The organism is Achromobacter sp. Bel, from assembly GCF_012928505.1.
GTDB lineage: Bacteria > Pseudomonadota > Gammaproteobacteria > Burkholderiales > Burkholderiaceae_B > Achromobacter.
This window is the reverse complement of the sequence record NZ_JABBJN010000106.1, coordinates 1-7718: the sequence shown is the minus strand read 5'-3', so window position 1 is coordinate 7718 and position 7718 is coordinate 1. Positions and strand designations below refer to the sequence as shown.

Here is a 7718-nt window from a genome sequence, read left to right as displayed (position 1 = left end):
GGGCGCCGCCGATGCGCCGCGGTTCCCGCAGCCAGACGGCGGCCAGCGCGGCGGCCAGGCCGCACATCAGGCTCAGCGCGCCGAACACGGCGCCAAAGCCGGCATGCGCCGCCAGCCACGGCAGCAGCAAGGCCCCCAGGCCGCCGCCCAGCGGCACGGCGGTCTGCCGGATGCTCATGGCCAGCCCGCGCTCGCCTTCATCGAACCAGGCCATCACGGCCCGTCCGCTGGCGCCGTTGACGCTGCCGCCCAGGCTACCGACCAGCACGAGCCCCAGCGCAAGCAGCCACAGGCTGGGCGCCCCGTCGGCGGTGGGTGATGCGAAGCCGCTCATCCAGGCCAGCGCGGCCGCAGTGGCGCCCAAACCGGTAAGCAGCACCGGCCGATCGCCCCATCGGTCGGTGAGCAAGCCCCAGGGCAATTCGAACAGCGCCACGCCCAGCCCCAGCAGCCCCAGCGCCAGGCCCAACTGGTCGTTGTCCAACTGATAGCCCGATCGCATGAATACCGCCGTGGTGGGCAGGCCGGCCGCCGCAGCTGAGAAGGCGGCATTGGCGGCGACGCCCACCGCCAGGACCTTCCAGCGGTGGGCGGGCCGTTGCGCGTCGGCCATTGAAGCAAGGGGGAGAGGCGGGGGCATGCGTGGCTCCGGAAGACGCCGAACAAGGCGCCGAAGAAAAAAGGACCCGGCCAGTCTGCGCTTCTGCTATCGTTCTGAAAATCAGGAAATATTGTTTAAATAGTTTAGAAAATCGGGACTATTCATGCGACCGGTCACGTTCGACCTCGATGTGTTGCGCAGCTTTGTCGCGGGCGTCGACCTGGGCAGTTTCGGACGCGCCGCGGACCGGTTGGGGCGGTCCACGTCGGCCGTCAGCGCCCAGTTGAAAAAGCTGGAGGATCAGGCGGGCGTGCCACTGCTACGCAAGGAAGGCCGCGGCCTGGCGCTGACCGAGGCGGGCGAGACGATGCTGGCCTACGCCCGCCGGCTGCTGGCGCTGAACGACCAGGCCTCGCGCGCCGTGCGCGGCGCCGAACTCCAAGGCCGGGTCCGACTGGGTCTGCAGGAAGACTTCGGCGAAATGCTATTGCCCCAGGTGCTGGGCCAGTTTGCCCGCGCGCATCCCAAGGTCAGGATCGAAGCGCGCGTCGCACGTAACGTCGATCTGCTGGAACGTGTTGCCTTGGGGCAGTTGGACCTGGCGCTGGCGTGGGACCACGATGCGCGCATGCCGCATGGCCAGCGGCTGCTGGAACTGCCGATGTGCTGGATCGGGCCGGCGTCGCCCGCGGCGTCGCCGTTCCATGACGACGGCGGCGTGCCGCTGGTGGCGTTCGAGGCGCCATGCCTGTTCCGCGACGGCGCGACCCAGGCGCTGGACCGCGCGGACCTGCCATGGGTGGCCGCTTTCACCAGCCCCAGCCTGGCGGGCTTGTGGGCGGCCGTTACCGCCGGCTTGGGGCTGGCGGTGCGCACGCCGTTGGGTCTGCCCGCCACCGTCCGCGCGCTGGCGCCGGGCGAGCAGGGCTTGCCGGCCCTGCCATCGATCGCGCTTTCGCTGTACTGGGCCCAGGCGCAGCCCGACCCGGTGGCCGCCGCCTTGGGCGATATCGTGCGGCAGTGCATTCATGACCGCGCCCCGCGCGCCTTGGCCGGAGAGACCCGCCGTGAATCGATTCCATGAAATGACCGTGTTCCTGGCCGTGGCCGAGGCCCGGGGCTTTGCCGCCGCCGCCCGGCGGCTCGACATGTCCGCGCCCTCCGTGACGCGCAGCGTCGCAGCGCTGGAACGGCGCCTTGGCGCATTGCTGCTGGTCCGCACCACGCGCAGCTTGCGCCTGACCGAAGCCGGCGAACGCTACGCCGCCGACTGCCGCCGCATCCTGGACGAGGTGGAGCAGGCCGACGATGCCGCCGCCGGCGTGATGGCGGCGCCGCGCGGGGCGCTCAGCATCACGGCGCCGGCGTTCTTTGGTGAGCTGCATGTAATGCCGGCCGTGCTGGGCTATCTGCGGGCGCATCGCGACGTGTCCGTGCGCACCTTGCTGGTGGACCGCGTCGTGAACCTGCTGGACGAAGGCGTCGACGTCGCCGTGCGCATCGGCGCTTTGCCGGATTCGAGCCTGACCGCGGTGCCGGTAGGCCATGTGCGCCGCGTGGTGTGCGCCGCGCCGGACTTCCTGCGCGAGCACGGCGAGCCCAAGGACCTGGACGCGTTGCCGCGTTTTTGCACGATCACCGCGGCCATGGAGGGGCGCGGCGCGCAATGGCGTTTCCAGCAGGACGGCCAGCCCAGGCGGTTGGACGTGGAATCGCAATTGACCGTCACGTCGTTCCAGGCGGCCGTGCTGGCGGCCTGCGAAGGGTGGGGGCTGACGCAAGTGGTGTCGTACCAGGTGGCCCGGCACCTGGCCAGCGGTGCCCTGCAGGTCGTGCTGCGCGAATTCGAACTGCCCCCGATGCCGGTACACGTGGTGTATCCCGAGGGCCGCAAGAGCTCGGCCAAGGTGCGCAGTTTCGTCGATTTCTGCGTGCAGGTCCTGCGGCGCGACCTGGCCGCGCTGCCGGTCTGACTTGCCGCATTTGCCCCGCGCGTCCCCCGTATCAGCGTCACTTCCCCGGCGTTTCTTTCACCGTGCGCAAGAGTGTCTTGCGGCCGCTGACGGTTCCCCTTCGGTGCACGCGGGGCCAAGATGGAGCCACGATTCATCCTCTTGAGAACTCGCATGGCTACCGCTCCGTTGACCTTCTACAGCTTTCCCTTGTCCGGCCACGCACACCGCGTCGCGCTGATGCTGTCCCTGCTGGACATCCCGCACCGTCGCGTCGACGTGGATCTGCGCCAGAAGGAACAGAAGCGCCCCGAATTCCTGGCCATGAACGCGTTCGGCCAAGTGCCGGTGATCGATGACAACGGCGTCGTGGTCGCGGATTCCAACGCCATCCTCGTCTATCTGGCCAAGCGTCATGGCGGCGGCGCCTGGCTGCCCGAGGATCCCGCCGGCGCGGCCAGCGTGCAGCGCTGGTTGTCGGTGGCCGCGGGTCCCTTGGCGGGCGGTCCGGCGGCGGCCCGGTTGGTGACGGTCTTCGGCGCGTCCTTTGATGTCGAAGCCACGCTGGCGCGGGCGCATGCCCTGCTGGCCGTCATGGACGGCGAGCTTGCACAACGGGACTTCCTGGCGGGCGGGGCGCCGACCATTGCGGACGTGGCCTGCTACGCCTACGTGGCCCATGCGCCCGAGGGCAACGTGTCGCTGGCGGATTATCCGCATGTGCGCGCATGGCTTGCCCGCATCGAAAACTTGCCGCGCTTCGTGCCCATGGCCAGCACGGCCGCGGGTTTGCTGGCCGCCTGAACACCGCCGCCGCGTCGGCAAGGAACCCATCATGAACGCTTCCGATCCTGTCTTCGATGCGCTGCCCTGGCATGCGGGTGAACGTCTGCTGCAAACCCGGGCGGGCGTGGCCGACCGCATGGCGCAGATCGGCCCCAAGGTCGTGCGTGACCATATGCCGGACCAGCATCGAGCGTTCTTCGCCCAGTTGCCTTTCCTGGTGATGGGCACGGTGGATGAGCGGGGCGATCCGTGGGCGGGGGTGCTGGAAGGGCTGCCGGGATTCGCGGTGTCGCCCGACCCGAGGACGTTGCGGGTCGCTGCCATGCCCGATGCCGACGATCCGCTGCTGGCCGGGCTGGGCCCGGACCGGGCTGTCGGCCTGCTGGGGATCGAACTGCATACCCGGCGCCGCAACCGCATGAACGGCCGGGTCGCGGCCTGGGACGGCAAGCGCTTCGATGTCGCCGTCGCGCAATCGTTCGGCAATTGCCCGCAGTACATTCAGTCGCGCGATTTCCGTTTTTCGCGTTCGCCGTCGCTGCGCTTTCCCGGCGCGCCACGCGAACGCGACGGGCTGGACGACGTGGCGCGCGCATTGATCTCGGCGTCCGACACGTTTTTCGTCGCAAGCTATGTCGACGCCGAAGCGCGTGGAGGCCGCGCGGTGGATGTGTCGCATCGCGGCGGCAAACCCGGATTCGTGCGCGTGGACGGCAACGTGCTGACCATCCCCGATTTCTCGGGCAACCGCTTCTTCAATACGCTGGGCAACCTGGCGGCCAACCCGCGCGCGGGCCTGGCCTTCATCGATTTCGCGCGCGGCGACATTCTGCAGGTGTCGGGCCGGGCGGAAGTGATCCTGGACAGCCCCGAGATCGATGCCTTCGCGGGGGCAGAGCGCCTGTGGCGGGTGGAAGTGCGCCGCGCGGTGTGGCGGCCGGGCGCGCTGGCGCTGCGCTGGACGTTCGATGCGTATTCGCCGACGGCGCTGGCCACGGGGCAGTGGCCGGTGGCGGCATAGCCCGGCCCAGGGCAGGGCGGTTCGCTTCGCGCCCTAAGGCGCCGGCGCGGTTTTTTGCACCACGGTGTCTTCCGGGTCCAGCAACCGCCCGTCTTGTGCGCGGATTTCCAGCCGGCGCACGGTCTGGCCGCGCTTGCGGTCGATCAGCGTGGAGTGCGCTTCGGCGGGGGCGTAGTAGTGGTCTTCACCCCATTGGCGCAAGCCGACGATGACCGGAAACAAGGCGCGGCCCTTTTCCGTCAACACGTATTCCTGGTAGGCGCTGCCGTCCGAGGCCGGCGCGGCGGTAAGAATGCCGTGGGCGACCAGCGTGCGCAGCCGGTCGCTCAGGATGTTCTTGGCGACCCCCAGGCTCTTTTGGAATTCACCGAAGCGCCGCAAACCGTCGAACGCGTCGCGCACGATCAATAGCGACCACCAGTCGCCGATCGCGTCTAACGAGCGCGCCACCGGACAGGCGGCGCCTTCAAGGCTGGTGCGTTTGACCATGTCGGGCCCTTTCAGCAAGAGGATGGCGGTGACGGCGGATCGAACTTTATGGTTGCATTATAAAACCTTAAGATCTAGCATTCTGGTTTCGTAATAAAACCAAAATGGAAATCCGATGCCTTCCCGATCCGACGCCTCCGAACACGACGCCGGCACGTCGATGCCGACCTGGCTGGTGATGTTGCTGGCGGTGGCCTGCGCACTCAGCGTGGCCAACGTGTATTACGCGCAGCCCTTGCTGGACGCCATCGGACGTGAATTCATGCTGGACGACAGCGCGGTAGGCATTGTCATCAGCGCTACCCAGCTGGGCTGCGCGCTGGCCTTGCTGTTTGTGGTTCCGCTGGGCGACCTGCTGGACCGGCGCCGGCTGATGATCGGGCAATTGGGCTTGCTGGTGCTGGCGCTGGCGGCCGTGGCGCTGGCGGGCACCACGCCGTGGCTGTTGGCGGGCATGGTGGCGCTGGGCCTGTTGGGCACCGCGATGACGCAGGGCTTGCTGGCCTTGTCCGCCGCATTGGCGGCGCCGGCGGAGCGCGGCCGCGTGGTGGGCGCGGCGCAAGGCGGGGTGGTGATCGGCCTGCTGCTGGCGCGCACGGTGGCGGGTCTGGTCGCCGACGCGTGGGGATGGCGCGCGGTGTATCTCGTGTCGGCGGCGCTGGCGGCGCTGCTGGCCTGGGTGTTGATGCGCCGCTTGCCGCAACGGCGTCTGCCCGTCGCCGACCTGTCGTACTGGGCGCTGTTGCGGTCCTTGTATGCGCTGCTGGCGACGGAACCCGTGTTGCGCGTGCGGGGCATGATCGCGCTGCTGATGTTCGCGGCGATCAGCGCGTTCTGGACGGCGCTGGTGTTGCCGCTGGCCGCGCCTCCCTATTCCCTGTCGCACACGGCGATTGGCGCGTTCGGGCTGGTGGGCGTGCTGGGCGTGTTGATGGCCGCGCGCGCTGGCCGCTGGGCGGATCGCGGGCTGGGCCAGCGCACCACCGTGGCGGGCTTGTCGCTGTTGTGCCTGGCGTGGGCGCCCATCGCCTTGCTGGAGCAAAGCTTGTGGGCGCTGGCGTTGGGCGTGTTGATCCTGGACGTGGCGCTGCAGGCGCTGCACGTGACCAATCAGACGATGATCTTCAGCATCAGCGCAGAGGCGCATAGCCGGCTGGTGGGGGCCTACATGATGTTCTACGCGGTGGGCAGCGGGCTGGGGGCCATTGCCTCGACAGCGGTTTATGCGCGAGCCGGGTGGATCGGCGTGTGCGTGCTGGGCGCCGGCATCAGCGCGGCCGCGCTGCTGTTCTGGGCGGTCACGCTGCCGCGCAAGGTGGCGGCCGCGGCGCTGCGGGGCTGAGGCCGGCGCGCAGGGGACGCCGGTGTTGCGGTCAGTGGTGTTCCAGCGTGTGGGAGATGGCCGCCACTTGCGCGGCGAACGCCGCCTCGCCCCGGTCGCGCGGGCGCGGCAGGGCAATGTCGTAGCTGCCCACGATGTTGGCGGGGCGCCCGCCCAGCACGACGACCTTGTCGGCCAGGAACACCGCCTCTTCGATGTCGTGCGTGACGAACAGCACCGCGGCGCCGGAGGCCTGCCAGACGCGGATCAGTTCCTGCTGCAGATTGCGCCGGGTGATGGCATCAACGGCGCTGAAGGGCTCGTCCATCAGCAACAGGTCTGGCTTGACCGCGAGGGCGCGGGCGATGCCGACGCGCTGCGCCTGGCCGCCCGATAACTGGTGCGGCCAGCGCCGGCCGTAGTCGTCCAGGCCCGTGAGGCGTAGCGCGGCATCAATGCGCTGTGTCTTTTCTGCGCGGTCCAGTCCCAGGCCCTCCAGGCCGTAGCCGACATTGCCGCCGACCGTGCGCCAGGGCATCAGGCGGCTGTCCTGGAACACGACGGCGCGCGTGCGGCGTCCCGGGCGCGGCTGCGCCTGGAAGCGCACCGCGCCGGCGGTGGGTTCGGTCAGCCCGGCGGCGGCGCGCAGCAGCGTGGACTTGCCCACGCCGGATCCGCCCACCACCGCGACGAAGCTGCCTGCCTCGATATGCAGGGACAGGCCCTGGATGACGGGGGCGGCGGCGCCCGGGTGCTGATAGGCCAGTTGCGAGAATTCGATCACGGACGCCATTGCAGCACCTTCCCTTCGACGGCGGAAAACGCCAGGTCGCAGATCGTGTAGACCAGCGAAATGATCAGCATGTAGACGACCACGGCATCGTAGGCGCCCACGCCGGCGGCGGCGTTCATTTCTTGCCCCATGCCGGGCACGCCCAGCAGTTCGGCGGCGATCAGCGTCATCCATGCCTGGCCGATGCCCGTGCGCACGCCCGACAGGGCGCCGGGGGCGATGGCGGGCAGCGTCACCGAGAACGCGCGTGCCAGATAGCCGCCGTGGCCGAACGCGCGGGCCAGTTCGTAGTAGCGCGGATCCACGTTGCGCACGGCGCTGTAGGTGGCGAAATAGTTCACCCAGAACACGCCGATCGCGATGACGAAGGCCGCGCCCGCATGGCTGACCTTGAACCAGGCGATGGCGAACACCACCCACGCCAGCGGCGGGATCGGGCGCAGGATGCGGGCCAGATACGCTTGGGTCAGGTCGAACCGCGGCAGCGTGGCCGCAGCCAGGCCCACGCCGAAACCCAGCGCCGTGCCCAGCGCCAGCCCCCAGAAGTAATGGATCAGGCTGGAGCCGATGGCGGGCAGCAGGCGGCCCGACTGCCATTCCTGGGCCAGCGTGGCCGGCAACGCGAACGGGTCGGGAAGGGTACCGCGCGGCGCCCATTCCCAAATCAGCGCGGCTTTCCAGATGCCGATGAAGAGGATCAGACCCGCGATGCCATAGGCGGCCCGGCGCGCGGCCGCCAGTCCGGGCGGCGGGCC

Annotated in this window: 9 protein-coding genes; 5 read left to right on the top strand and 4 right to left on the bottom strand. The window is 69.4% G+C overall.

Going from position 1 to position 7718, the window contains the following annotated elements; translation table 11 throughout:
• The coding region (locus HG262_RS30470) for an MFS transporter (protein WP_169274545.1) at positions 1-640 on the bottom strand (640 nt) is incomplete at its 3' end.
• A gap of 124 nt (positions 641-764) precedes the next feature.
• On the opposite strand from HG262_RS30470, the gene HG262_RS30465 reads away from it, so the two are divergent.
• The 4 genes from HG262_RS30465 to HG262_RS30450 all read left to right on the top strand — a co-directional run bounded on the left by HG262_RS30465 (position 765) and on the right by HG262_RS30450 (position 4360).
• Positions 765-1685 (top strand): LysR substrate-binding domain-containing protein, encoded by a 921-nt coding sequence (locus tag HG262_RS30465; protein WP_169274544.1) that lies wholly within the window; start codon positions 765-767, stop codon positions 1683-1685.
• On the top strand, positions 1669-2574 hold the full coding sequence (locus HG262_RS30460; protein ID WP_169274543.1) for a LysR family transcriptional regulator: 906 nt from the start codon (positions 1669-1671) through the stop codon (positions 2572-2574). Before HG262_RS30465 ends, HG262_RS30460 begins: the two co-directional genes overlap by 17 nt.
• Positions 2575-2727: 153 nt before the next feature.
• Complete coding sequence (locus HG262_RS30455) at positions 2728-3357, top strand: glutathione S-transferase (protein WP_169274542.1); 630 nt, start codon at positions 2728-2730, stop codon at positions 3355-3357.
• A 31-nt stretch (positions 3358-3388) separates the two neighbouring features.
• Positions 3389-4360, top strand: a complete 972-nt coding sequence (locus tag HG262_RS30450) for a pyridoxamine 5'-phosphate oxidase family protein (RefSeq protein WP_169274541.1) — start codon at positions 3389-3391, stop codon at positions 4358-4360.
• 33 nt (positions 4361-4393) lie between these two features.
• On the opposite strand, the gene HG262_RS30445 is transcribed toward HG262_RS30450, so the two are convergent.
• Positions 4394-4849, bottom strand: a complete 456-nt coding sequence (locus tag HG262_RS30445) for a helix-turn-helix domain-containing protein (protein ID WP_169274540.1) — start codon at positions 4847-4849, stop codon at positions 4394-4396.
• 115 nt (positions 4850-4964) lie between these two features.
• Between HG262_RS30445 and HG262_RS30440 the strand changes: the two genes are divergently transcribed.
• On the top strand, positions 4965-6191 hold the full coding sequence (locus tag HG262_RS30440; protein WP_169274539.1) for an MFS transporter: 1227 nt from the start codon (positions 4965-4967) through the stop codon (positions 6189-6191).
• A 31-nt stretch (positions 6192-6222) separates the two neighbouring features.
• Here HG262_RS30440 and HG262_RS30435 read toward each other — a convergent pair whose 3' ends face one another.
• Together HG262_RS30435 and HG262_RS30430 are read right to left on the bottom strand one after the other, a co-directional pair.
• Positions 6223-6963, bottom strand: a complete 741-nt coding sequence (locus HG262_RS30435) for an ABC transporter ATP-binding protein (RefSeq protein WP_169274538.1) — start codon at positions 6961-6963, stop codon at positions 6223-6225.
• Positions 6951-7703: an ABC transporter permease gene (locus tag HG262_RS30430; protein WP_169274546.1), complete on the bottom strand. Its 753-nt coding sequence runs from the start codon at positions 7701-7703 to the stop codon at positions 6951-6953. Before HG262_RS30430 ends, HG262_RS30435 begins: the two co-directional genes overlap by 13 nt.
• Positions 7704-7718 lie beyond the last annotated feature (15 nt).